This is a genomic window from uncultured Proteiniphilum sp. (assembly GCF_937873925.1).
GTDB lineage: Bacteria > Bacteroidota > Bacteroidia > Bacteroidales > Dysgonomonadaceae > Proteiniphilum.
The window spans coordinates 12,635-37,383 of the sequence record NZ_CALNAT010000256.1; the positions used below are offsets into that span (position 1 = coordinate 12,635).

A 24,749-nucleotide genomic window follows, 5' to 3' on the forward strand; every position below is an offset into this window, starting at 1 on the left:
TCAATCATCGTCACATCATCTCATCGTCACATCATCAAATTAGTTCATCTAATCATCTTCCCACCCAATCACCTTTTTTATACCGAATTGAAACGAGTTTGCCATTTTTTTTCTCAGAAGATAAAGCATCAGGTAGTAGGGAATGAGAGCGCCCATAGCACTGATTGCCGCCTCCGTTTCATTGAAATTCCACAACGATAGAGTGAAAATAAGCGTTAAAATGAGGATAATCAGCGGAAGAACAAACGCCCAGACAACAGCTTTGTGGCCCATTGACTCTTTTGCTTCGATAATCACCCGTTCGTTTTCACGGAACCGGCCGGAAAAGTCAGCTATTTCGATCAGCTTCTCTTTCGAGTCGGCAGCCATGCAGGTCCCGTGGGCATGACACGCACTGCAGGCCGATTGTTGCAGGATACGTACGGTTACCTGATTGCCGCTGATTTTCTCAATGATTCCTTCGTGTTCGATCATGAAATAATCCCTTACTCTCTCACATGTAATTTAAGTACAAAGTTAAGATTATTTTCGTGATAAGTAAAAGTTTTTTGAACTTACTCATGGTTCAGACGTTAAGAAACGATTGAAGTATTCGGTATTCGATTTTTCATTCTGATATCTCGGTGCGAAGTATAGATTTTATTTATAATATAACCGCAATAAGTTTCGCTGAATCAGCCGAACATTTACGGAAAGATATTTGTTAAAAAGCTGAATAGCGGTGCAGAACGGCGAATTTAAAAAGTAACATATTTAATACTCTATCCTTATGGGTTTTGACATTGACATGATTCGAATGGTTTATAATCATCTTCCTGAAAAAATCAGGCAGGCAAAAGATATCTTACAGCGGCCTTTGACTCTGACCGAAAAGATCCTTTTTGCGCATCTCTGGTCCGGGGTTCCGGTAAAGGATTACCAGCGTGCAAACGATTATGTGGATTTTGCTCCCGATCGCGTGGCGATGCAGGATGCCACAGCGCAGATGGCGCTGCTGCAACTGATGAATTCCGGACGGACCAGCGTAGCGGTACCTTCCACTGTGCACTGTGACCATTTGATACAGGCCTATAAGGATGCCGATACCGATCTGGAGACTGCCAACATAACCAACAGGGAGGTATACGAGTTCCTTCGTGATGTCTCCAATAAATATGGGATCGGTTTCTGGAAACCCGGCGCCGGGATCATTCACCAGGTAGTGCTCGAAAACTACGCTTTCCCCGGCGGAATGATGGTGGGTACCGACTCGCATACGCCCAACGCGGGCGGGCTGGGTATGATCGCCATTGGCGTGGGCGGCGCCGACGCGGTGGATGTGATGGCCTGCCTGCCCTGGGAACTGAAGATGCCGAAGTTGATCGGTGTGAAGCTTACAGGGAGATTGTCGGGATGGAGCGCCCCCAAGGATGTGATACTGAAAGTGGCAGGTATTCTCACTGTGAAAGGGGGTACCAATGCCGTTATCGAATATTTCGGCGAGGGAGCGGAATCGCTTTCGGCCACAGGGAAAGGTACCATTTGTAATATGGGAGCCGAAGTGGGGGCTACTACCTCCATTTTCCCGTTCGACGAAAAATCAGCGGCCTATCTGGAAAGTACGGGCAGGAAAGAGGTGGCCGACGAGGCGCGTAAGATCAGGGAGCACCTGCAGCCCGATCCGGAAGTGGTTGCCCGGCCCGGACAATATTATGACCAACTGATCGAAATAGACCTTTCTACCCTGGAACCGCATATCAACGGGCCGTTTACCCCCGATGCGGCCTATACCATTTCGGAATTCGGCAAGACGGTGAAAGAGAATAACTATCCGCGAAAAATGGAGGTGGGATTGATCGGTTCATGTACCAACTCATCGTATGAAGATCTTACCCGGGCGGTTTCCATTGTGAAACAGGTGCGTGAGGAGGGAGTGCCCGTGAAAGCGCAGTTCCTGATCAACCCCGGCTCGGAGCAGATCCGGTATACGGCGGAACGCGACGGGATCCTGCAGGTGTTTGAGGATGCCGGAGCCACCATTATCGCCAATGCCTGCGGCCCCTGTATCGGTCAGTGGAAGCGTGATGATGATGTGAAGGACCGCGTTAATTCCATCGTTACTTCGTTCAACCGTAATTTCGCCAAGCGGAACGACGGCAATCCCAATACACATGCGTTTGTGACATCGCCCGAACTGGTGGCCGCGCTCACCATTGCCGGCGATCTCTGCTTCAACCCGTTGACGGATACGCTCGAAAATTATAAAGGGGAGCAGGTGAAACTGGCCGAACCGACTGGATTCGAAATGCCGCCCGGCGGTTACGATGTGAAAGATGCGGGATACCTGGCGCCCTCGGAAGACGGAAGGAACGTGCAGGTAACCATCGATCCCGATTCGAAACGGCTGCAAAAACTGGACCCTTTCCCTGCATGGAATGGCGAGGACTATATAGGGCTGCCACTGCTCATTAAAGTGAAAGGAAAATGCACTACCGACCATATTTCCATGGCCGGGCCGTGGCTTCGCTTCCGCGGTCATCTCGACAATATTTCCGATAACATGCTGATCGGGGCGGTGAACGCTTTCAATAACGAAACCAACGCCGTACTCGATCCCGGTACCATGGGCTATTCCCCCGTGCCGGTACTGGCCAGGAAGTTCAAGGCCGGGGGGGTAGGGTCGGTGGTGGTTGCCGAGGAGAACTACGGGGAAGGGTCGAGCCGTGAGCATGCCGCCATGGAGCCGCGCCATCTGAACGTGAAGGTGATCCTGGTCAAATCGTTTGCCCGGATTCATGAGACCAATCTGAAGAAACAAGGTATGTTGGCGCTCACCTTTGTGAATAAAGAGGATTACGATAAGGTGCAGGAGAGGGACAAGATCAGCGTAAAAGGGCTGAAGGATTTCGCTCCCGGCAGAACCCTGACTGTGGAACTGCTTCATGCCGACGGCACGAAAAATACTTTTGAAGCTGCCCACACTTATAATACACAACAAATAGAGTGGTTCAGAGCAGGAAGTGCCCTGAATGCCATGAATAAATAAATCTTGATCTTCATTTTATACGATTTTCTACGGTATGGTGTATGAAACCCGCGATACTCATGACTCAGGATCTGATAACTTGGATGCCCCTTTCATGTATATAACCCGCCAGGACGGCCGGCTTGCCGTGCCCGGTCATCCGGTCATACCTTATATTGAGGGCGACGGGATAGGCAAAGAAATCACCCCTCATGTACAGAGGATTGTCGACAGGGCTGTCGACAAAACATACCGAGGGAAACGGAAAATTGAGTGGAAAGAGGTGCTTGCAGGCGAAAAAGCTTTCAATGAAGTGGGGAGCTGGCTGCCAAAGGAGACGATGGAGGTGTTCCGCACCTGCCTGGTGGGAATAAAAGGGCCGCTCACCACACCGGTAGGCGAGGGGATACGCTCACTCAATGTGGCGCTGCGCCAGGAATTAGACCTCTATGTATGCCTTCGTCCCGTGCGATGGTTCCGGGGAGTGGCGACACCTTTATTGCATCCTGAAAAGGTGCATGTCACTATTTTCCGCGAGAATACGGAGGATATCTATGCCGGCATAGAGTGGGCTGCCGGCACACCGGAGTTGAAGAAAGTATTGAAATTCCTGCAGGAGGAGATGGGCGTAGGGAAGATCCGGTTTCCGGAGACTACCTCTATCGGCGTCAAGCCTGTCTCTGTGGAGGGAACGGAGAGGTTGGTGCGGGCGGCTATCGAGTATGCCCTGAAGCACGGGCTGCCTTCGGTGACCCTGGTACACAAAGGCAACATCATGAAATTTACCGAAGGCGGTTTCAAGAAATGGGGCTATGCCCTTGCCGAGCGGGAATTTCCCGACCAGACATTTACTGAACATAGTTTTAATAAGATAAAGGCTGAACGGGGCCTCGAAAGAGCGGTGGAAGCTTACAATCTTGCCGTTGAATCGGGAAAGGTTTTTATTAAGGATGTGATTGCCGATGCGTTCCTTCAGAATACTCTCCTTAAACCGGAAGAGTATTCCGTGATCGCAACCCTTAATCTGAACGGCGATTATATTTCCGACCAGCTGGCGGCCATGGTGGGCGGCATCGGTATAGCACCGGGCGCCAATATCAATTACCATACGGGGCATGCCATTTTTGAGGCGACCCACGGAACAGCGCCCGATATTGTAGGAAAAGACAAGGCAAACCCCTGTTCCATGCTGCTCTCGGCTGTAATGATGCTGGAGTATATGGGATGGCAGGAAGCCGGTAACCTGATTACCCATGCACTGGAGACACTCTTTGAAAACGGGTACGGAACTTCCGATCTGGCGCGGTTTATGGAAAACGGCAAACCCTTGTCGACATCCGATTTTTCCCGCAAAGTGATTGAAAATTTATAAAAAGGCTCGCTTTTGTAAACAAAAAGAGGTAAGAGAATGTTAAAAAGACAGGAATACCATTATCTGTCGCCATTTAAGAATAAAAACAAAATATATCACTATGGATAATGAACAATTGAGGAAAACATTGTCGGACTCCGTTGCCTTCACAAGCAATATCGACAAGGAACTTTTTACTAAGATGGGTGTGAAGCGCGGCCTTCGTAATGAAGATCATTCGGGAGTGCTCGCCGGGCTTACCCGTGTAGGAGATGTCGTGGGTTACGAACGCCAGGAGGACGGCACATTGACTCCCATTCCCGGCAAACTCTACTATCGCGGAATGGATGTGGAGGAGTTGGTGAAAGGCATACAGCGGGAAAACCGTTTGGGTTTCGAGGAGACCACTTTTCTACTCCTGTCGGGCAGCCTGCCCAACAGGGAGGAACTGGAGGCCATGAAACGACTGATCGCACAGACCATGCCCCTGAACCATAACGCAACTATGAGCATCCTCTCACTGAAAGGTAAAGACGTCATGAATATTCTGGCAAGGAGTGTGCTGGAGTTGTATATCTACGATGAAACCCCGGATGATATCTCTGCCGATAATCTTGTGAACCAGTCTATTAATCTGATTGCTAAGTTCCCTACTATCATCGCCTATGCTTACCAGGTGCTGCGGCACGATCACGAGGGACGATCGTTACATGTGCGCCTTCCCCATGAAGACTGTTCCGTGGCCGAAAACTTCCTTTTTATGGTGAAAGGGCGGGACAATTATACCGAGCTCGATGTGAAGATTCTCGACCTGGCGCTGATCCTTCATGCGGAACATGGAGGAGGAAATAACTCCACCTTCTCGGTACGGGTCACCAGTTCGACCGAAACGGACACTTATTCTGCCATTGCAGCCGGTATCGGTTCATTGAAAGGGCCTCTCCACGGAGGAGCCAACATCAAGGTGCAGGGTATGCTGGAAGATATGAAGAAAAATGTGAAAGACTGGACGAGCCCGCAGCAGGTGGACGACTATCTGATGAAGATACTGAAAAAAGAGGCGTACGACCGTACCGGACTTATCTATGGGATTGGTCATGCTGTTTACACCGTGAGCGACCCGCGCGCCATATTGTTGAAAGAGATGGCGCGCGACCTGGCCAAAGAGAAAGGACGTGAAGATGAATTCGCCTTTATGGAGTTGATAGAGGAGCGTGCCGTGGAGGTGTTTCTCGGTTTCAAAAAAAGTACGGCCAAAGCCCGGACCTGTATCAATGTCGACTTCTATTCAGGGTTTGTATACGATGCCATCGGATTGCCGTCGGAAGTATTCACACCACTCTTCGCGATGGCCCGTATTGTGGGCTGGTCGGCTCACCGGATCGAGGAGATGAATTTCGCCAGCAAGCGCCTGATCCGTCCCGCATACAAGAATGTGCGTGAAAAACAATCCTTTGTCCCGATGAATCAAAGATAATTGAATGCAAAAAATAAAAGTAAATAATCCTGTCGTTGAGCTGGATGGCGATGAGATGACCCGTATCATCTGGTCGTTCATCAAAGAACAGTTGATCTTACCCTATCTCGACCTGGATATTAAATATTACGACCTCAGTATACAACATCGCGATGCAACGGAGGACCGTGTGACGGTAGAGGCTGCCGAAGCCATCAAAAAATACAATGTAGGGATCAAGTGTGCCACTATCACGCCCGACGAGGCGCGTGTGAAGGAATTCGGACTGAAGCAGATGTGGAAGTCTCCCAACGGAACTATCCGTAATATCGTGGGTGGGACTGTATTCCGGGAACCGATCATCTGCAGCAATATTCCCCGTTATGTACAGGGATGGACCGAGCCGATCGTTATCGGCCGTCATGCCTTTGGAGACCAGTACCGCGCCACCGATAAGGTGATTAAGGGGAAAGGGACGCTTCGCCTTACGTTCACCAATGAAGAGGGTGAAACGCAGAGCTGGGAGGTATACGACTTCAACGGCGACGGTGTGGCCATGGCGATGTACAACACCGACGAATCTATCTACGGATTTGCCCGCTCATCCTTCCAGATGGCGCTGACCAAAAAATACCCGCTCTATATGTCCACCAAGAACACTATCCTGAAAGCCTATGATGGACGCTTCAAGGATATCTTCCAGGAGGTGTATGAGAATGAATTCAAAACCGAATTCCAGAAAGCCGGCATCACTTACGAACACCGGTTGATCGACGATATGGTGGCGTCGGCTATGAAGTGGAGTGGCGGATTTGTGTGGGCATGTAAGAATTATGACGGTGATGTACAGTCAGATACGGTAGCACAGGGATTCGGTTCATTGGGGATGATGTCCTCCGTACTGGTTACGCCCGACGGCCTGACGGTAGAAGCCGAAGCGGCACACGGGACGGTAACACGGCACTACCGTCAGCATCAGCAGGGTAAAGAGACCAGTACCAACCCCATCGCCTCTATCTTCGCATGGACACGCGGACTGGCGCACCGGGGCCGGCTCGATGGTAATCAGCCGCTTATCGACTTCTGTGAGAAGCTGGAACAGGTATGTATAGAGACCGTGGAAGGTGGTAGGATGACCAAAGATCTGGCACTTCTGGTCTATGGAAATGATGCATCACGCGATACGTACCTCACTACGCAGGAGTTCCTGCACGCGTTGAAACGTAATTTAGATGCCAAATTAACTCACTGAGAAGTATCTGAGTATAAATACAGGGGCGGCCAAATGGTCGCCCCTGATGTTGAATAATATATGTTATTACTCTTCCTTTTCCTGTGCTTCGTATGCTTTCAGCAGTTTTTCCTGCACATCGGAAGGTACTAATTCATAGCTCGAGAATTTCATGGAGAAAGAAGCCCTTCCCCCGGAGATCGAACTCAGCGATGTAGAGTAGGAGCTCATCTCTTTCAGGGGCACCTTCGCCTTCAGTTTTTCGAATCCTTTTTCACTTTCCATACCCATGATCATGGCGCGGCGTCCCTGCAGGTCGCTCATCACATCACCCATATATTCACCCGGTACGGAAACTGTTACATCGTAGACAGGTTCGAGGATCTTGGGACCTGCGTTTTTGAAAGCGGTACTGAACGCATTACGTCCTGCGAGCATAAAAGAGATTTCATTGGAATCCACAGGGTGCATCTTTCCGTCATACACGATCACGCGTACGTCGCGAGCATACGATCCGGTAAGGGGGCCCTGCTCCATACGGGCCAGAATCCCCTTCAGGATAGCGGGCAGGAAGCGGGTATCAATAGCTCCACCCACAATACTGTTTACGAATACCAGTTTACCACCCCAATCCAGGTTAATCTCCTGGGTGTCGCGGTTCTGTACTTTGTATTCCTGCCCGTTGAACCGGTAAACTTCCGGCACGGTCATCCCTTCGGTATAAGGCTCTACGATAAGATGCACCTCTCCGAACTGGCCGGCACCACCCGATTGCTTTTTGTGGCGGTAATCGGCACGCGCCGACTTCGTGATGGTTTCGCGGTAAGGAATTTTGGGTTCCAGGAATTCAATCTCGATCTTATCATTGTTTTCCAACCGCCATTTCAATGTCCTCAGGTGAAACTCACCTTGTCCGGAAACGATGATCTGTTTCAACTCCTTGGAGTTTTCCACCAACCAGGTGGGATCTTCCTCTTTCATGCGGGTGAGCGCTTCGCTCAGCTTTTCGGAGTTCGATTCGTTGGCAGCCTTGATCGCCCGGCGGTAACGGGGTTCCGGATAACGGATGAAGTCGAACTTGTTTTCGGTATCTTTTGCGTTGAGTGTATTTCCTGTACGCACGTCTTTCAGTTTTACCGCTGCGCCGATACTGCCGGCCTGTAACTCTTCCGCCTTGTTGCGGATCTGTCCGGCTACGGTATAGAGCTGTACGAGCCGTTCTTTTGAACCGCGGTTAGCGTTGACGAGGTCGTCCCCTTCTTTTACCGAGCCCGACATTACCTTGAAGTAGGAAACTTCGCCGATATGCGGTTCGACGGTTGTTTTAAAGAAAAAGAGGCTGGTGGGAGCTGATGCGTCGGGTTTTACTTCTTCACCTTCGCTGTTGAGCGGTGCAGACACATCGGTGGGAGAGGGAGCCACCATGCTCAGGAAGTTCATGATGCGGTGCACTGCCATATTTTTTTCGGCTGATGCACAGAAAAGCGGAAAGAGATTTCGGCTGATCATTCCCTTGTGGATACCGTCACGCATCTCTTCTTCGGTAAGGGAGCCCTGGTCGAAATATTTCTCCATCAGTCCCTCATCGTTTTCGGCTGCGGCTTCGAGCAATGCCTGATAATACTCGCCTGCTTTCTCCTGTTCACTGTCGGGAATATCCAACACGTCGGGGGCTGTAGCGCCCGGTTTCCATTTGTACAGTTTTTGCTTCAACACATCTATGATTCCGTCGAAAGAACCGCCGCTACCGGTAGGATATTGTACCGGCACTACTTTGTTACCGTATTGTTCTTTCAGGCTTGCAAGGGTATTGTCGTAATCTGCTTTCTCATGGTCCATCTGATTCATCAGGAAAAGAAGCGGCTTATTCAGGTCATCCACATAACGGAGCTGGTTGACGGTACCCACTTCTATCCCGTTGGCGGCATCGATCAGCATCAGCGCCATATCCGTAACATTCAGGGCGGAAACAACTCCTCCCACAAAATCATCCGAGCCGGGACAATCGATAAAATTCATCAGTTTCTCTTTCCACTCATATGAAAAAACAGTAGAGAAGACAGAATATCCATATTCCTTTTCTACGGGAAAATAGTCACTCACGGTATTTTTTCCATCTACCGTACCGCGTCGTTTTATAAGACCACACTCGAAAAGCATGGCTTCTGCGAGAGTGGTCTTACCTGAGCCTTTATTGCCAAGGAGGGCAATATTCCTAATTTCGTTTGTTTTATAAACTTTCATGATTAGAAATTATTATAATTATTAATGTGTCAATATGCGAATGTGTCAATGTGACTAATGTGCTAATATGCAAATTGGTCAATTAAGCAATCGTATGAAAAAAGACTTTGCCGCGGTATAAAAACCGGCAAAGTCATGCTATCCGAAACGAGCATGATAATCATTATTAAAAAATAACATGATTAATGCGAGTTACATACGACACCTTAAAAAAATAATTTTAGTCGTATGAAATAGCGCCGCAATATATAAAAAACGTACGACAATCAGTGATTATGCAACTATGTTATATAACATATCCGGAGATGTTGTGCGCGGTGGGAGTTGTAAAGGAGAGGGTCTATAATAAGGTAAACATTTTTTTCTGCGGTTTGTTTATTTTGCATACGTTTCAGGAGAGTTACCCCACATGAAGAAAGCACGGATTATTTTTAAAAAATTAAAAAATGAAGGATCATTATTACAATCTCCCGGTTGAAGAGGTATTGCAGCAATTTGAAGTTTCATCAGATAAGGGGCTTTCAGACGATGAAGTGAAAGAGCGGCTTACCCGTTATGGCCCTAACCAGCTCGAATCCCGAAAGCAGAAATCGCTCCTCATGATATTCTTTGAACAGTTTAAGAGTATTATGGTGGTTATTCTGCTTGCTGCTGCTATTCTGTCGGGTATGATCGGCGTAATGGAGGGCGAGGGGCTGGTAGAGGCTTTTGTGATCCTTGCCATATTGGTGATTAATGCGGTGATCGGTACGGTACAGGAGAAAAAAGCGCAATCGTCACTGGAAGCGCTCAACAAGATGAGTTCACCCCATTCGAAAGTACTGCGGGGCGGACAGGTAACGGAAATAACATCTACTGAAATTGTTCCTGGCGATGTCGTCGTTTTGGATACCGGCGACATTATCCCTGCCGATCTGCGGCTCATAGAAGCTGTGAACATGAAAGTGCAGGAATCGGCCCTTACCGGTGAATCGGTACCCGTGGAGAAAAGTGATGATCTGCTGGAGACCAAAGAACTTCCTCTGGGGGACCGTAACAACATGGCTTTTTCTACCAGTACCGTGACCTATGGACGCGGAAAAGGGATAGTGGTCGGTACCGGAATGCAGACTGAAGTGGGTAAAATTGCCCATATGCTCCAAAATACTCAGGAAACGGAAACGCCGATGAGTAAACGGCTCGGGCAGCTTGGTAAAGTATTGGGCTATGTGGCGCTGGGTATTTGTGCCTTTATTTTTATTATAGGGATCCTCTATGGTAATAACTGGCTGGAAATGTTGATGATGGCTGTCAGCCTGGCGGTAGCCGCTATTCCCGAAGGATTGCAGATCGTATCTACCATTGTATTGGCCATCGGCGTACAACGTCTTGTGAAGTTGAACGCGATAGTCCGTACGCTTCCTTCGGTGGAGACATTGGGAAGTACCACCGTGATCTGTTCTGATAAAACGGGTACGCTTACGCAGAATAAAATGACAGTGGTGGAGGGATGGGCCGGAGGTAATCGCATCGATTTCCGTAATCCTCCGCTTCCCGGAGAACTCGATAGCGATGAACGGATGTTGCTTGAATCGTCCTTGCTCTGCACCGATGCGCATCTGAAGAGGCTGTCCGGCGTAGAGCATGAAGCTGCCGGGGATCCCACCGAGATTGCCATCGTGGATGCGGCGCTCGCCTTGAAAATGGATAAAAATGAACTTGAAAGCCGTTTCCCTCGTGTAGATGAGGTGCCGTTCGATTCCGAAAGGAAAAGAATGTCGACTATCAACCGCATGGAGAATGGGAAATTCCGTATAAACCTGAAAGGGGGACTGGATGAAGTGCTCGCGGTTTCCACACATATTCTGATGCATGGCGTGGTGCGCTCTGTTACGGAGGAAGACAGGGAAACCATAAAAGAAGAAAATCACCGGATGGCGCAGTCAGCATTGCGCGTGCTGGCCGTAGCATATAAAGATATTGACGCCGTGCCTACTGAGGTGGATGTGGAAACGGTTGAGAAGGATCTTGTTTTCACGGGTCTGCTCGGGATGATCGACCCGGCCCGCCCCGAAGTGGTAGAGGCGGTGAACAAGTGTAGGACGGCCGGCATCCGTCCCGTGATGATCACCGGCGACCATAAGGTGACCGCGGTGGCCATTGCCGGTGAGATAGGGATTTATGGTGAAGGAGACAAAGCCGTTACAGGCTCTGATCTGGAGGAGATGGACGATAAGGTGCTCTATAATGATGTGGATGCCTATTCCGTGTATGCGCGCGTAGCGCCTGAGCATAAGGTGAGGATAGTGAAGGCCTGGCAATCCCACGGAGATATTGTGGCAATGACAGGTGACGGGGTGAATGACGCCCCGGCGCTCAAGCAGGCCGATATCGGCGTGTCGATGGGAGTGGTAGGTACCGAAGTGGCTAAAGAGGCGTCGGACGTGATCCTGACAGACGATAACTTCGCAACCATTGTGAGCGCCGTAGAAGAGGGGCGCCGCATTTATGACAATATACTGAAAGCGATACAATTCCTGCTGTCGGCCAATGTGGGGGAAGTGCTGCTTATCTTTATCGCCTCTATTGCCAATATAGGTAATCCGTTAACACCCATTCTTATATTATGGATCAATCTGGTGACCGATAGTCTGCCTGCACTGGCATTAAGCATGGACCCCGGGGGGCATGATATTATGACGCGCAAACCGCGGGATCCGAAACAAGGGTTTTTTACCAAAGGAATGATCTGGAGAATAGGTTACCAGGGCGCTACGGTCGGTCTGATCTCGCTGGCCGCTTATCTCATCGGCTTTAAGGACGGAGGCCAGCCATTGGGACAAACTATGGCATTTGCCGTACTGGGATTCTCGCAATTACTGCATGTGCGCAACCTGCATTCCAACAAACATTCTTCTTTCCGGACGGGTATATTTAGTAACAAGTCATTGCTCGGTGCGATCTTCTTATCGGGACTCCTATTGCTTACCGTGCTGGTGATACCCGGCGTGACGGACATCTTCGGCGTAACGGCAATGGATGCCACTCACTGGCTATATGTGGGACTCCTCTCGCTGGTCCCCATTGTCGTGGTAGAATTGATAAAACTGATGAAGATCAATCATAGTAAAGACGAATATTAAATCTTTGCAAAGGCTACTTAAATAATCCTTAAATTGCGCAAATTGCAGTTTTTTGTGCAGTAAATCGAATATTTTTCGTATTTTTGAAATCCGAAAATTACACTCTTGTGTTAAATCCGCCCTTATCCTTTCAATTTAGTTTTGCTAGGTTATCGTCTTTCGGGCTAAAAAACAGGTATATATGGAAAATATGAATACGGCGTTAGGCCTTTTAGTGGTGGGAATGGTGACTGTCTTCATCATTCTCTGTCTGGTTGTGGTGATCGGCAATGTGGTGATTCGTCTTACGAACCGTTTTATCCCGGTGACAGGTCCGGCAACAGGTAAATCGGGTAACGGTGGTTCTGCAGGAAAGAAAGCACATACCAAAAAGCTTGCCGCCATCGTGGCTGCCGTAGATGTGGTGACGCAGGGGCAAGGCAGTGTGGAATCCATAGAGAAAAAATAAATCAAAAAAATATATTCATATGAGAAAAGAGATTAAGTTCAGCCTTTTATACAGGGATATGTGGCAATCGTCCGGTAAGTATATTCCTACTGTAAAGCAACTCATGGAGGTCGCTCCCGCGATTGTTGAGATGGGTTGTTTTGCCCGGGTGGAGACGAACGGCGGCGGATTCGAGCAGATCAACCTGCTGTTCGGGGAGAATCCCAACAAAGCCGTGCGCGAATGGACGCAGCCCTTTAATGATGCGGGTATACAGACGCATATGCTGGAGCGGGGACTGAACGGAATACGTATGAGCCCGGTACCGGCTGATGTACGCAGGCTGATGTTCCGGGTGAAGAAAAAACAGGGAACCGATATTGCCCGGTCGTTCGACGGACTGAATGACCCCCGCAACCTTGAGAATTCCATCCAATTTGCCAAAGAGGCGGGGATGATCTCCCAGGCTGCGCTTAGTCTGACGGTATCGCCTATTCATACGGTAGAATACTACACTGAGCTGGCCGATACCCTGATCACGATGGGCGCCGATGAGATCTGTGTCAAAGATATGGCAGGTGTGGGCCGTCCCGCAAGCATCGGCAAGATCATCAAAAATATCAAACAGCGTCATCCCAATATCCTTGTCCAGTACCACGGCCATGCCGGCCCCGGTTTCCAGATGGCCTCCATCCTCGAAGCCGCCTATGCCGGTGCGGAATATATCGATGTGGGCATGGAGCCGCTTTCCTGGGGGACAGGCCATGCCGACCTGCTGGCGGTACAGGCCATGCTCAAGGATGCCGGCTTCAAGGTGCCGGAGATCAATATGAAGGCTTATATGAAAGTGCGTTCACTCACGCAGAAGTATATAGACGATTTCCTCGGATATTATATAAACCCGAAAAACCGACTGAATAACTCGCTGCTGATCGCTCCCGGATTGCCGGGAGGTATGATGGGCAGTCTGATGGCCGACCTGGAAAATAATTTATCTTCCCTTAACAAATGGAAAAATAAGAACGACCAGCCGGAGCTTACCCAGGACGATCTGCTTATCAGGCTGTTCGATGAGGTGACCTATGTGTGGCCCAAGATAGGGTATCCACCGCTGGTAACACCGTTCAGTCAGTATGTCAAGAACCTGGCGCTGATGAATGTGCTGCAACTCGAGAAAGGCAAAGAGCGCTGGTCGATGATTGCCGACAATATCTGGGACATGATCCTGGGTAAGTCGGGTAAGCTCCCCGGCGAACTGGCTCCGGAGATCGTGGCAATGGCGAAGCAGCAGGGCCGTGAGTTCTATACCGGCAATCCGCAGGAACTTTATCCTGATCAACTGGACGAGTTCCGCGCCGAGATGGAGAAAAATAACTGGGATCTGGGGCAGGACGACGAAGAGTTATTCGAGTTGGCTATGCATCCCGAGCAATACAGGGCCTATAAGTCGGGTGAAGCCAAAAAGTCTTTCGAAGCCGATCTGGCCAGGAGAAAAGCGGAAAAAGAAGCATCGGCGGCTCCCGCGTCTGCAAAAGCGGAAGCAGCCAGCGGCAACGGATTCCAACCCAGAACATTAGTCATCAATATTGATGATGAAGAATATATAGTGAATATTTCCTATCCCGAATTGGGAGAAGGAACTTCTCTGCCGCAACCGTCGCAGGCGACTGCTCCGGTGACGCAGCAGCCTGCCGTAAGTGCCGTGTCACCCTCTTCCAACGGGCAGGCAAAAGAGGTGGTTTCACCGCTGGAAGGAAAATTCTTTCTCACCAAAGACTCTTCGGAAACTGCGGTCAAGGTAGGAGATACCGTGAAAGAGGGCGATATTATAGGTTACATCGAGTCGATGAAGACCTATAATGCCGTGGCCGCCGAAGAGAGCGGTAAAGTGACGGAGATCCGCTTTGCCAACGGCGATGCGGTGGACGAAGATGATGTACTCATTAAAATGGTATAAGGCATGAGTGAAATTTTCGCCAGTCTGACCGAAATGACCGGATTCGGTATCCTGGGATGGGATACCGTACTGATGTGGGTGATCGCTTTTGTCTTGTTGTATCTCGGTATCTTTAAACAGTATGAACCGCTTCTGCTCGTTCCCATCGGCTTTGGCGTGCTGTTGGCCAACCTGCCCGGCGCAGGGCTCGGCATAGTGGATAATGCCCTGGTGCAGCATGCCGACGGTAGTTACATGAACCTGCTTGATATTGCCAACGAGCATGGCATTATGAATTTCCTCTATTACGCGCTGATCAAGACCGGTATTTTGCCGCCTATCATCTTTATGGGGGTAGGGGCGCTTACCGATTTCGGGCCGATGCTGCGCAACCTGAAACTCTCTCTGTTCGGCGGAGCGGCGCAGCTCGGTATCTTCTCGGTATTGATTGCCGCCGTTATCATGGGATTTACGCTGCCTGAAGCCGCTTCCCTTGGAATCATCGGGGGCGCCGACGGTCCTACGGCCATCTACACCACCATCAAGCTGGCTCCCCATCTGCTGGGTCCCATTGCTATCGCTGCTTATTCCTATATGGCGCTGGTGCCGGTGATCATCCCTGCAGTGGCTAAGTTGCTGATGACCGAGAAGGAGTTTAAGATCCATATGAAGAAGATGGATAAGCAATATCCGCCCAAACATGATATCAAGCATCTGAAGATCGTGAAGATCATTTTCCCTATTGTGCTGGGACTGGTCGTGGCGGTTTTCGTACCCTCTTCCGCCCCGCTACTCGGCATGCTGCTGTTCGGTAATTTAGTGAAAGAGATCGGTGCCAATACCGGTCGTCTCGCCGAGGCCGCTTCCGGCCCTATCATGAATACGGCCACTATTTTCCTGGGGCTGACCGTAGGCGCTACCATGACAGCTGAAGTATTCCTCTCCGGCCAGACGTTGGGTATTATTGTGGGTGGGTTCCTTGCCTTCGCTGTTTCGGTGGCCGGCGGGATTATGGCCGTGAAAATCACCAATATGTTCTCAAAGAAAAAGATCAATCCCCTTGTGGGCGCCACGGGTTTGAGCGCCGTGCCTATGGCCTCACGCGTAGCCAATGATGTGGCTTTGAAATACGATAAATCGAATCACATCCTGCAGTACTGTATGGCCAGTAACGTATCCGGCGTGATCGGGTCGGCTGTGGCGGCAGGCGTATTGATCTCGTTCTTAGGATGATAAAGAACGGCTAACAGAAATAAGGAACGTTTTCGTTAAGCAATACGGGTAGAAAGCAAACTTGTTTACAGTATGCCGTTGCGAGAAATAGTCTGATTGTAATGAAATTATTATGCGGTGTGCGGCTTACGGGCCGCACACTTCTTGAATGGCCTCCGCGATCAGCGGGACGCCCCGCCGGATAGTTTCTTCATCGGTATTGCAGAACGATACCCGCATAAAATCATTTTTAACCCCATCGGGATCGAAGGTCTTCCCGGTCACGAAAACCACCCCTTTCTCAATCGCTCTTTTCAGTACAGCGGTAGAGTCGCTGCCTTCGGGTAACCGCAGCCAGGTATAGAATCCGCCGCGCGGCTTTTCGAAAGTCACATACGCCGGCAGGAACGCCTCCAGCGCCCCGATCATGGCCAGTCCGCGCTTTTTGTACTCTTTCCTTATATTTGCCGTATAATCGTATATTTCTTCCCGCCGGATAAATTTATCGGCGATCATTTGCGAAATGCTGGGCGAACAGGCGTCGATCGATTGTTTGATCAACTCGCATTTCCGGTAGATCCCGTCCGGCACCAGCATCCATCCCAGACGCAATCCCGGTCCCAGTATCTTGGAGAACGATCCGGTATAGCAGACATCGATTCCCTCCGGATCTGCCGCTTTCATCAGTTGCATTTCCTGTATATCTTCTTCATAGAAATAGAGTTCGCTGTAGGCGTCATCCTCGATCACGGGGATTTCCCGGCCTTTCAGCAGGTTCGTCATCTCTTGCTTCACCTTCCGAGAGTAGATGATCCCGGCGGGATTATGAAAATTGGGCGTATAGTAAAGGAATTTTGGCGCGGGTAAGGTAGTCTCGAGCCTCCTTTTGAGTTGTTCGATATCCATCCCGTCCCCGTTCAGCGGGACGGAAATCAGGTTCGCCTGGCAGGAGCGGAAAGCAGAAAGCGCTCCGATAAAGCCGGGGGTCTCCACCAAAACCGGATCTCCGGGATCAATAAACGCCTTTGCCAAGATGTAAATGGCCTGCAACGATCCCGTAGTGATCATCAGCCGGTTGCTTTTTACCGGCAATCCCTTCTTTTCGAGATAGTCCGACAGCGATTCCAATAGCGAGGGTAATCCCGTGGTTGGTCCGTACTGTAAGGCTATTTGCTTCTCCTTTTCGGTAAGCGATTGATAGATCCGGTCGATGGTCTCGAGCGGGAATAACTCATTTCCCGGCATACCGCCGGCAAAAGAGATCATATCGGGAGCCGTCGCGAGGCTCATCAGGTCACGTATCTCCGAAGAGCGAAGATCTGTCACACTATTTGCAAATCGGGGCATAGTTGATTTAATGTGCTAATATGAATAATGTGCCAATGAGACTAATGAGAGACTGGAGAGACGAGGAGACGGGGGAGTTTTTAATCCCAAATCCGACATTCCAAACCCCAAGTCTCGTGTCTTGGCTCTTGAATCTTTAAATTTTGGAATCTTTAAATCTGAAATCTTGAATCTTGAATCTTGAATCTGAAATCTGATCAAAGCTGGTAAATATCGGATTGGGACAGCAGTCTTACCCCTCTCTTTTCCAGCACTTCCGTTACTCCGGGTATATCGGGGGTCCGGATTACGGCCAGCGCCACATCCCTGTTTGAGAAAGCATACATATAATCCACATTGATATTCTCCTCAGTCAGTATTTTCAGGATCCGGTACAGAGCGCCCGGTTCATCGGGTATGTTCACGCAAGCCACATCGGTCAGTCCGATCGAGAACCCTGCTTCTTCCAGCACTTCCTTTGCCAGTCCGGGTCTTCCCACCACCATGCGCACAATGCCGTAGTCCGTTGTCTCGGCCAGATTGAGCGCGGTAATATTCACATCATGTTCGGCCAGAATGCGGGTCAGGCCGGTAAGCCGTCCCGATCGGTCTTCCAGAAAAACGGATAATTGTTGAATATGCATCCTGTTTGTTGTTTTTGATGATTTCTTTTTGCCTTTCAGAAATAGAAAAGGATCATTTCCTGTGATCGATGATCCGCTTTGCTTTTCCTTCGGAGCGTTCTATGCTGTTGGGCTCCACCAGCCTGATAACCGCGCTGATGCCCAGCATACTTTTGATATTGTGCTCGATACGCCGCCTGATCCCTTCCAGTTCACGGATGCTGTCCGACCAGTTCTTTTCATCGATCTCCACCAGGACCTCCAGCGTATCGAGATTATTTTCCCTGCGGATGATCAACTGGTAGTGCGGGGAGGTTTCCGACATCTCCATCAGTACCGATTCCACTTGAGATGGAAAAACGTTCACCCCGCGGATGATCAACATGTCGTCGGTACGTCCCAGACATTTCTCCATGCGTACCAGCGTCCGCCCGCAGTCGCATTTCTCCCGGTGCAGCCGTGTGAGGTCGCGTGTCCGGTAGCGCAGCAGCGGCATTGCCTCCTTACTCACCGTGGTGAATACCAGTTCTCCCATTTCCCCGTCCGGCAGCACCTCCAGTGTTTCGGGATGGATGATCTCCGGGATAAAATGATCCTCGAAGACATGGTTTCCGCATTGGCACTCGCACTCCATGGAGACGCCCGGTCCGATCACTTCGCTCAGCCCGTAAATATCGTATGCCTTGATATGCAGCAGTTTTTCTATCTCCCTGCGCAACTCATTCGACCACGGTTCCGCACCAAAGACGCCTGCCCGCAGTTTAACATCCTCCGGCGAGATCCCTTCTTTCAGGATACTCTCGCCCAAATGTGCCGCGTACGACGGCGTACAGGCCAGGATAGTGGCATTGAAGTCGGTCATGAACTGCAATTGCTTCCTGGTATTGCCGCTTGATATCGGAATAACGGTCGCCCCCACTTTTTCCGCGCCGTAGTGCAGCCCCAGTCCCCCCGTGAAGGGGCCGTAGCCGTAGGCTATCTGGATGGTATCTCCGCAGGGGATGCCCGCCATGGTGAGGCTGCGCGCCACCACTTCCGCCCAGATGTCGATATCCTGTTGGGTATAACCCACTACCGTCGGCTTTCCTGTGGTTCCGCTCGACGCGTGGATCCGTACCACGTCATTCTGAGGAACGGTAAAAAGCCCGAAGGGGTAGTTCTCCCTCAGGTCGGTTTTGGTGGTGAACGGAAGCGTTTTCAGCTGATCCACGCTCCGTATATCGCCCGGTTCAATTCCTCTCTTTTTCATCTGTGCCCTGTAGAACGGCACGTGGTCGTACATCCGTTGTATCATGGCGGAGAGTTGCCTGCTTTGCAGCGCGTGCATTTGTTCTCTTTCCGCACACTCTCTTGCGGGGTTCCAGATCATCTTATTCCGATGCATATTCTTTTCCAAGCCTGAACGCTTTTATGTTCATAGTAACTATTTCTTCTCCCTTTCTCTCGAAAAACATTCTGATCGCCTTTTCCAGTTCCTTTTCCTCTATCCCCAGGTAAGGAGAAGCGGCTCCGAGCATAACCACATTGAAAGTCTTCGGACTTCCCGCCTTTTTGGCTAGCGATCCTGCCTCTACCGGCACGTGTGCGGCTGATTCCCTGACCGTAGCCATCAGTTTTTCCTCATCCGGATAGCCGGGGATATTCCTGTAGGGTTCGGTGGCGGTAATGATAATACCCGTGGGTGAGAGGAAAGGGAGGTAACGGAGCGCCTCCATGGGTTCGATCGACAGGATCAGGTCGGCCCTGCCCAGGGGGATCAGATCCGAAAAGATATCCTCCGACGAGATACGCAGGTGCGACTCCACCGCACCGCCGCGCTGGCTCATACCGTGAACCTCGGCCTGTTTCACGTTCAGCCCCAGATTCATTGCCGCCAGGTCGATGATCGATGCGATGGTAAGTATCCCCTGTCCCCCGACACCTGCAATGATAATGTTCTTATGCATGTTTTTCGCTTTTCACTTTTCGTTTTTCACTTTTCTTCGCAGTCTGCACACATTCCCGTTGCGCGATGATGACGGAAACACCCTGATAGTCGAGTTCCTCTTTCAGTATTTTCACGTTGTCATCGAGGTTCTTTTTCAGCGGTACGATCAACCGGATATGTTCTTCCTCCACGCCGATCCCCTTGCATATACCGTAAAAGCGCTCTGTTCCCGCCGAATCCTGTCCTCCCGTCATTGCCGTAGTGCCGTTATCGGATATGATGACGGTCATGGCAGACCGGTCGTTCACCGCATCGAGCAGTCCCGTCATTCCCGAATGGGTGAAGGTGGAATCCCCGATCACGCATAGGGCAGGGCGCATACCCGCGTCGGCAGCCCCTTTTGCCATGGTGATGGATGCACCCATATCCACGCAGGTACTGATGGTACCGTAGGGGGGCAGCGCCCCCAGGGTGTAGCACCCGATATCACCGAAAACAGGACGCTCCGGATAATCTTCCATTACCCGGTTAACGGCGTCGAACAGGTCCCTGTGGCTGCAACCCTTGCATAACATGGGCGGTCGTCCCGTCACGATCCCGGGGACGGTCCTTATGTTGCCTGTGTCCGTCTGCAGCGCTTTGGCCAGTAGGTGGGGGGAGAGTTCTCCAGTCCGGGGCAGTGTGCCATCCAGGCGTCCCCTGAATTTCCCGTTTCCGAAATACCCTTTCAGCAGTTCTTCGTAAACTGGGTATCCTTCTTCCGCAATAAGAACGGAGGAATATCTCTCTGCGAATTCTTTTATTTTTTCTTGAGGTAATGGATATTGCGATATTTTAAGCACCGGGATGTGGAGCCGGTAAGACTTGATCACTTCCATGGCGTAATTGTAAGCAATACCGAAAGCGATAACCGCCATGGGGCCTTCTCCTTCCGTTACCCTGTTAAAATCCGATGATTCGGAGGAGGCTGTCAGTTCCTGCTGTTTTTCAAGCAGGTGTTGATAGTTTTTCCGGGCATTCGCAGGCAGGAGGATCCATTTCCCCTTATCTGCGGAAGGGTATAATGCGTTTTGTTCCCGTGGTTCTCTGCGCACGACTGCCGCACGGGAGTGGGAAAGCCGTGTAGGGATACGCAACATCACCGGTAATTCTGTTCTTTCCGACAGGTCGAATCCGTAGCGTACCATATCATAGGCCTCTTGTTGATTGGCAGGTTCCAGTACCGGGATCATGGCGAATTTGGCATATACGCGGCTGTCCTGTTCGTTTTGCGATGAGTGCATCGAAGGGTCGTCCGCTACCGCTATTACCAGTCCTCCGTGCACACCGGTAACGGCTGCGTTCATGAATGCATCGGCAGCCACGTTCAGTCCTACATGCTTCATGCAGGTCAGGCTTCGTTTTCCCGCAAACGACATACCCAGTGCGGCTTCGAAAGCCGTTTTTTCGTTCGCCGCCCATGCCGATCGGACTTGCGCCCCGTTCGCCGGTACCGATTGTTGTATAAATTCCGTAATTTCCGTGGAAGGAGTGCCCGGATAAGCGTACACCCCCGATATTCCGGCATCCAGCGCTGCCTGCGCAATGGCTTCGGCACCCAGTAATAGTTGTTTGTACATATCTTTTCAGTCTGGTTTTTGCAGATTGCAAATTATACAAAAACCTTCCTCAATAGTGTGTTTTTATTCAAAAATCAAAGATTCAGGTTGCAAATGTACAAAAAATAAACCTTTAAAATTTTAAATACTCAAAATTAGAATGTTTCTAAATCATTTTTATCAGAGAAGGCTAACAAGGTTCAGGATCAGTGACTGTATTTTGTATTTTCCGGAGAGGTAGTTTTTCCTTTTCGTCTGCTCGTTACTTTGTTCTTAAATGGCTATTCCGTACGAAAATAATCGATTAGGCTAAGATAAACGAGGAAAAGACGGTATTTATATTTTGGAAAAAGCACAAAAAAGCGAACCTTTTCGGGCTCGCTTTTTATCCTATGTTTGTGTTTATTTATTGTTCTGTGCCTGGGTTGCCTCCTCTTTCGGGGCGTTCGGGGCGGGGGAGCAATACTTTGCGGGACAGTTTGAATTTCCCGGTTCTCGGGTCGATATCCATCAGTTTCACCTGAATCTTATCGCCCTCCTTGATGCCGGCATCTTCCACTTTCTCCAACCGTTTCCATTCGATCTCAGAGATGTGAAGGAGTCCGTCTTTTCCGGGAAGGAATTCGCAGAAAAGGCCGTAAGGCATTACCGAACGGACGGTAGCTTCATATACTTCGCCGATTTCCGGAATAGCCACGATGCCCTTGATCTTCGCCATGGCGGCATCGATAGAAGCCTTATTGTTGGCAGATATTTCCACGCGTCCCTTGTTGTCGATTTCCTCGATAGTGATGACGGTACCCGTTTCTTCCTGCATTCCCTGAATGATTTTCCCACCCGGGCCGATGACGGCGCCGATAAAATCTTTCGGGATTTCGATCACTTCGATCCGCGGAGCATGCGGCTTCAAGTCCGCACGGGGCTCGGAGAGAGTCTCCATCATTTTCCCCATAATATGTTCGCGGCCTGCTTTGGCCTGTGCCAGAGCTTTCTCGAGGATCTCGTAGGAGAGTCCGTCCACTTTGATGTCCATTTGTGTGGCGGTGATCCCGTCCTTAGTACCGCACACTTTGAAGTCCATATCGCCCAGGTGGTCTTCGTCACCCAAGATGTCGGAAAGGACGGCAAAATTCTGTCCCTTGTTTTCCGAGATCAGTCCCATGGCGATGCCGCTCACCGGTTTTTTGATATTCACTCCGGCATCCATCAGCGCCAGGGTACCTGCGCAGACAGTCGCCATAGAGGAGGATCCGTTCGATTCCAGGATATCCGAAACCACACGTACCACATAGGGATAACCCTGGGGGATCATCCGTTTGAGGGCGCGGTTTGCCAGGTTGCCGTGTCCTATCTCACGGCGGCCGGTAGCGCGTTGCGGGCGGGCTTCGCCGGTAGAGAAAGGCGGGAAGTTGTAGTGCAGCAGGAAGCGGTCGGTACCGTGAAACAGTACATCGTCCACAATCTTCTCATCTAATTTGGTACCCAGCGTGACGGTGGTCAGCGATTGTGTTTCACCACGAGTGAATAATGCCGAACCGTGGGGACCCGGAACAAAATCCACTTCGCTCCAGATAGGGCGTATTTCCGTGGAACTGCGGCCGTCAAGCCGTTTTCCTTCATCAAGAATACAGCGGCGCATCGCTTCTTTCTCTACCGCGTGGTAGTAGCGGGAGACCAATAACTTTTTCTCGTCCCTTTCTTCTTCGGGGATCGACTCCAGAAATTCTTTCAGGATCGCCTCGAAGGCCTCTATACGTTCATGTTTATTGGGGTTTTGTGAGGAAGCTATCTCATAGGCACGCTGATAACATGTGTCCCACACCTGTTTGCGGAGTTCTTCGTCGTTCTCTTCGTGGCTGTAGGTGCGTTTTACCGTTTTGCCTGCCATTTCGGTCAGTTCCATCTGTGCGCGGCAATGCTTTTTAATCTCTTCGTGGGCAAATTTGATGGCATCGAGCATTTCCGTTTCGGATACTTCATTCATCTCGCCTTCCACCATCATGATATTGTCGATAGTAGCGCCCACCATGATATCGATATCGGCCTGGAATAATTGCTTGAATGTAGGATTGATAACGAACTGTCCGTTAATACGTGCCACCCGTACTTCTGAGATGGGACCGTTGAAAGGTATGTCTGAGACGGCCAGCGCTGCGGAAGCAGCCAATCCTGCCAATGCGTCGGGCATGTCTTCGCCGTTGGAGGAGTAAAGGATGACATTTACAAAAACATCAGCATGGTAATCGTCGGGAAAGAGGGGACGCAGTGCACGGTCGATTAACCGGCTGGTCAGTACCTCCGAATCGGAAGGTCTTCCTTCGCGTTTCAAAAATCCTCCCGGAAAGCGCCCGGATGAGGCAAATTTTTCTCTGTATTCAACCTGTAACGGCATAAAATCGGTTCCCGGGGTTGCATCTTTGGCGGCGCAAACGGTGGCCAGCAGCATGGTGTCACCCATACGGAGGGTGACGGAGCCATCGGCCTGTTTCGCCAGTTTCCCCGTCTCCAGCGTAATCGTGCGTCCGTCTGACAGCTCGATCCGCTTTACAATTGGATTGGTCATAAATGATAAGTTATTATTTTCTTTGCATAAAATCCCCCAAAGATACATAAAGTTTTGGTTTCATGATGCATCCGGAACGATAAAATATGAAAATGTGAGCGTCCGATAATTTTACGATATGTTATTGACTGACTGTAAGGGGCCGCCCTGATAAAAAAACAGGAACGCCCCGTCAGGGGTGTTTCTTCACAGCTTCGGCCCTTTTCAGTGAAAGTTCAAGGTTATTGAATTGTTAAATATTTTATTTAAACTATATGTTTGTGGATGATAAAAAATTCTGTTTATGGCGATCAGCTGATAATCCCTTTCCTATGGAGCTCCAAAAAAATAAGGTATTCTTTAAAGGTCCGGCTGTTTTTACCTTGTGCAATACGATATGCTCTCCACCCGGTCGTACCGTATTTCTTTGCCAGTTGCTTATAGAATGTCCGGTTCTCACAAAGAAGATAGTGGAAGTAAGCTTTACACATTGAAGTCAATCAATTAGGGCTTGTTAAATAAATTTTTATCAGGTTGAAATGAATGATCATGGCATGATTCCATGATAAACTGGTCTTGCACTTCCTTATATTAACCGGTATTAACCGGTAGAAAACAACTAAGTTTACTTGAATATGCCGTTTCAGGAACTTTTTCGATCAGCGAGGACAGAGATAAAACTTGTTTTGCCTATGTCGAGCACAGAAAAAGCCTGAAAGAAAATACTTGACTTTAATAGACCTCGTATTG

At 49.9% G+C, this 24,749-nt stretch carries 16 protein-coding genes; 8 read left to right on the forward strand and 8 right to left on the reverse strand.

All coding sequences use genetic code 11. The annotated features are described in order from the left end of the window. Positions 1 to 48: 48 nt before the first annotated feature. Entirely contained in the window at positions 49 to 474 is a 426-nt protein-coding gene (locus tag Q0502_RS18365; protein WP_298653931.1) for a SoxR reducing system RseC family protein, read from the reverse strand. Between the two features lie 295 nt (positions 475 to 769). On the opposite strand from Q0502_RS18365, the gene Q0502_RS18370 reads away from it, so the two are divergent. From Q0502_RS18370 to Q0502_RS18385, 4 genes are all read left to right on the forward strand, one after another. Further along, the gene (locus tag Q0502_RS18370) at positions 770 to 3,025 is read left to right on the forward strand and encodes an aconitate hydratase (RefSeq protein WP_298653933.1); all 2,256 of its coding nucleotides are present in this window, start codon (positions 770 to 772) and stop codon (positions 3,023 to 3,025) included. A gap of 94 nt (positions 3,026 to 3,119) precedes the next feature. Continuing rightward, positions 3,120 to 4,376: an NADP-dependent isocitrate dehydrogenase gene (gene icd, locus Q0502_RS18375; RefSeq protein WP_298654014.1), complete on the forward strand. Its 1,257-nt coding sequence runs from the start codon at positions 3,120 to 3,122 to the stop codon at positions 4,374 to 4,376. Positions 4,377 to 4,476: 100 nt separating this feature from the next. Then, positions 4,477 to 5,832, forward strand: a complete 1,356-nt coding sequence (locus tag Q0502_RS18380; RefSeq protein ID WP_298653935.1) for a citrate synthase — start codon at positions 4,477 to 4,479, stop codon at positions 5,830 to 5,832. A 4-nt stretch (positions 5,833 to 5,836) separates the two neighbouring features. Further along, complete coding sequence (locus Q0502_RS18385) at positions 5,837 to 7,063, forward strand: NADP-dependent isocitrate dehydrogenase (RefSeq protein WP_298653937.1); 1,227 nt, start codon at positions 5,837 to 5,839, stop codon at positions 7,061 to 7,063. 66 nt (positions 7,064 to 7,129) lie between these two features. Here the strand turns inward: Q0502_RS18385 and Q0502_RS18390 are convergent, their stop codons facing one another. Then, on the reverse strand, positions 7,130 to 9,286 hold the full coding sequence (locus Q0502_RS18390) for an elongation factor G (protein WP_298653938.1): 2,157 nt from the start codon (positions 9,284 to 9,286) through the stop codon (positions 7,130 to 7,132). 446 nt (positions 9,287 to 9,732) lie between these two features. On the opposite strand from Q0502_RS18390, the gene Q0502_RS18395 reads away from it, so the two are divergent. From Q0502_RS18395 to Q0502_RS18410, 4 genes are all read left to right on the forward strand, one after another. Then, entirely contained in the window at positions 9,733 to 12,408 is a 2,676-nt protein-coding gene (locus tag Q0502_RS18395; protein ID WP_298653940.1) for a calcium-translocating P-type ATPase, PMCA-type, read from the forward strand. A gap of 181 nt (positions 12,409 to 12,589) precedes the next feature. Continuing rightward, a complete protein-coding gene (locus Q0502_RS18400; RefSeq protein ID WP_298653942.1) occupies positions 12,590 to 12,856 on the forward strand; it encodes an OadG family transporter subunit in 267 nt (88 codons plus the stop codon). Positions 12,857 to 12,875: 19 nt separating this feature from the next. Then, positions 12,876 to 14,792 (forward strand): biotin/lipoyl-containing protein, encoded by a 1,917-nt coding sequence (locus tag Q0502_RS18405; RefSeq protein WP_298653944.1) that lies wholly within the window; start codon positions 12,876 to 12,878, stop codon positions 14,790 to 14,792. Between the two features lie 3 nt (positions 14,793 to 14,795). Then, complete coding sequence (locus Q0502_RS18410) at positions 14,796 to 16,004, forward strand: sodium ion-translocating decarboxylase subunit beta (RefSeq protein ID WP_298653946.1); 1,209 nt, start codon at positions 14,796 to 14,798, stop codon at positions 16,002 to 16,004. A 126-nt stretch (positions 16,005 to 16,130) separates the two neighbouring features. Here Q0502_RS18410 and Q0502_RS18415 read toward each other — a convergent pair whose 3' ends face one another. The 6 genes from Q0502_RS18415 to pnp form a co-directional block, all read right to left on the reverse strand. After that, complete coding sequence (locus tag Q0502_RS18415) at positions 16,131 to 17,330, reverse strand: PLP-dependent aminotransferase family protein (RefSeq protein WP_298653948.1); 1,200 nt, start codon at positions 17,328 to 17,330, stop codon at positions 16,131 to 16,133. Positions 17,331 to 17,527: 197 nt separating this feature from the next. After that, positions 17,528 to 17,953, reverse strand: coding sequence for an ACT domain-containing protein (locus Q0502_RS18420; protein WP_298653950.1), 426 nt, complete (start codon positions 17,951 to 17,953; stop codon positions 17,528 to 17,530). Between the two features lie 52 nt (positions 17,954 to 18,005). Further along, positions 18,006 to 19,301: a phenylacetate--CoA ligase gene (locus Q0502_RS18425; RefSeq protein ID WP_298654016.1), complete on the reverse strand. Its 1,296-nt coding sequence runs from the start codon at positions 19,299 to 19,301 to the stop codon at positions 18,006 to 18,008. A gap of 1 nt (position 19,302) precedes the next feature. Continuing rightward, positions 19,303 to 19,878, reverse strand: a complete 576-nt coding sequence (locus tag Q0502_RS18430) for an indolepyruvate oxidoreductase subunit beta (protein ID WP_298653952.1) — start codon at positions 19,876 to 19,878, stop codon at positions 19,303 to 19,305. Beyond that, entirely contained in the window at positions 19,871 to 21,478 is a 1,608-nt protein-coding gene (locus Q0502_RS18435; RefSeq protein ID WP_298653954.1) for a thiamine pyrophosphate-dependent enzyme, read from the reverse strand. The genes Q0502_RS18430 and Q0502_RS18435 overlap by 8 nt, the downstream gene beginning before the upstream one ends. A 385-nt stretch (positions 21,479 to 21,863) precedes the next feature. Beyond that, on the reverse strand, positions 21,864 to 24,020 hold the full coding sequence (gene pnp / locus Q0502_RS18440; protein WP_298653956.1) for a polyribonucleotide nucleotidyltransferase: 2,157 nt from the start codon (positions 24,018 to 24,020) through the stop codon (positions 21,864 to 21,866). Between the last annotated feature and the right edge of the window lie 729 nt (positions 24,021 to 24,749).